This window comes from Actinomadura geliboluensis, from assembly GCF_005889745.1.
Taxonomy (GTDB): domain Bacteria; phylum Actinomycetota; class Actinomycetes; order Streptosporangiales; family Streptosporangiaceae; genus Spirillospora; species Spirillospora geliboluensis.
Window position 1 is genome coordinate 1 of record NZ_VCKZ01000742.1, and the last position, 1303, is coordinate 1303.

At 73.9% G+C, this 1303-nt stretch carries 2 protein-coding genes; both read left to right on the forward strand.

Features of this window, described 5'->3' with window-relative positions; genetic code table 11:
* On the forward strand, nucleotides 1-970 hold a 970-nt coding region (locus ETD96_RS43960), incomplete at its 5' end, for a peptidoglycan-binding protein (RefSeq protein ID WP_138642374.1).
* Nucleotides 967-1303, forward strand: a 337-nt coding sequence (locus ETD96_RS43965) for an ABC transporter ATP-binding protein (protein ID WP_171069552.1), incomplete at its 3' end; no start/stop codon positions are given. The genes ETD96_RS43960 and ETD96_RS43965, both read left to right, overlap by 4 nt.

The following is a 1303-nucleotide window of genomic DNA, read 5'->3' on the forward strand; positions in this document are numbered from 1 at the left end:
GGCCTGGACGACGGGCGGGGGCGAGGCGCAGGGCGCGCCGGCGGCGCTGAGCACCGCCGTCGTGACCCGGGGCGATCTCGTCGACACCGAGAAGGTGGACGGGAAGCTCACCTACGACGACGTGCGGGAGGTGTGGAGCGGGGTGTCCGGTGTGGTGACGTGGGCGCCGGAGCAGGGCGCGGCGGTCAAGCGGGGCGGGACGCTGCTGAAGGTGGCGGGCGAGCCGGTCACGCTGATGTACGGCGGCAGCCCCATGTACCGGACGTTGCGGAACGGCGTGTCGGGCAAGGACGTCCGGCAGCTCGAAGAGAACCTGCGGGCGCTCGGGTACGGCGGGATGACGGTGGACCGCGAGTTCACCGGCGCGACCGAGGCCGCGGTGAAGGAGTGGCAGGACGATCGCGGCCTGGACGTGACCGGCGCCGTCGGCCCTGAGCAGGTCGTCTTCCTGGACGGGGCCGTTCGCGTCCGGGACGTGAAGGCGCCCGAGGGCAAGCGCGTCGGGCAGGGGCAGCCGGTCCTGACGGTGGCCGGGACGAGGCGCGTCGTCCATGTCGATCTGGACGCCGACAAGCAGGACCTCGCCAAGGAGGGCGCCGCCGTCACGGTGGAGCTGCCCGGCGGAGAGACGGTGAAGGGGAAGATCACCAAGGTGAGCCGGGTCGCGCAGAGCAGCGGGACGGGGCAGGACAAGAAGACCACGGTCGGCGTCGACATCTCGATCGGCGGCGCCGGCACGGGACGGCTCGACGAGGCCCCGGTCGGCGTCGAGCTGGAGAGCGAGCGGCGCGAGGACGTCCTGACCGTGCCGGTCGAGGCGCTGCTGGCGCTGCGGGAGGGCGGTTTCGGTGTCGAGTCCGCCGACCGGCGGCTCGTGCCCGTGCGGGTCGGCGCGTTCGGCGGCGGACGGGTCGAGATCAGCGGAGACGGTGTCCGCGCGGGCATGAAGGTCGGGGTGCCGGCCGAATGAGCACGCGGGAGACGGGCGATCCCATCGTCGAGCTGACCGGGGTCACCAAGGAGTACGCGGGCGGCGTCGCGGCGCTGAAGGGCGTCGACCTGCGGATCGCGCCGGGGGAGCTGGTCGCGATCGCCGGGCCGTCCGGGTCGGGCAAGTCGACGCTGCTGCACATGGTCGGGACGCTGGACCGGCCGACCGGGGGACGGGTGCGGGTCGCCGGGCACGAGGTCGCGGGCCTCGGCGACCGGGAGCTGTCGGCGCTGCGGGCCCGGCACATCGGGTTCGTGTTCCAGCAGTTCCACCTGGCGGCGGGCGTGAGCGCGCTCGACAACGTCGCCGACG